At 52.5% G+C, this 314-nt stretch carries 1 protein-coding gene; it reads left to right on the top strand.

Annotated features, from left to right (window positions below; all coding sequences use genetic code 11):
* On the top strand, positions 1-314 hold a 314-nt coding region (locus B7714_RS00005; protein ID WP_193432107.1), incomplete at both ends, for a hypothetical protein.

The raw sequence follows: 314 nt of genomic DNA, 5'->3' as shown, positions 1-314 counted from the left end.
TCGAGTCAGTCAGCGTCTGTAAGCTCAAGCCAGTCAGCCTCAGTAAGCGCAAGTGAGTCAGCATCAGTAAGCGCAAGTGAGTCAGCCTCAGCCAGCGCTAGTCAATCAGTATCTATAAGCTCCAGCCAATCTGCCTCAGTAAGCGCTAGTCAGTCTGCATCAGTAAGTTCGAGCCAATCTGTATCGGTGAGCTCAAGTCAATCCGCTTCAGCGAGCTCTAGTCAATCTGCCTCAGCAAGCTCAAGTCAGTCAGCCTCAGTAAGCGCTAGCCAGTCAGCCTCAGTAAGCTCAAGCGAATCTGCCTCAGCAAGCGC

Origin of the sequence: Streptococcus oralis subsp. oralis (genome assembly GCF_002096595.1) — a bacterium.
GTDB classification, from domain to species: Bacteria; Bacillota; Bacilli; order Lactobacillales; family Streptococcaceae; genus Streptococcus; species Streptococcus oralis_D.
The sequence above is the reverse complement of the archived record's forward strand: the minus strand, read 5'-3'. Positions and strand labels throughout refer to the sequence as shown.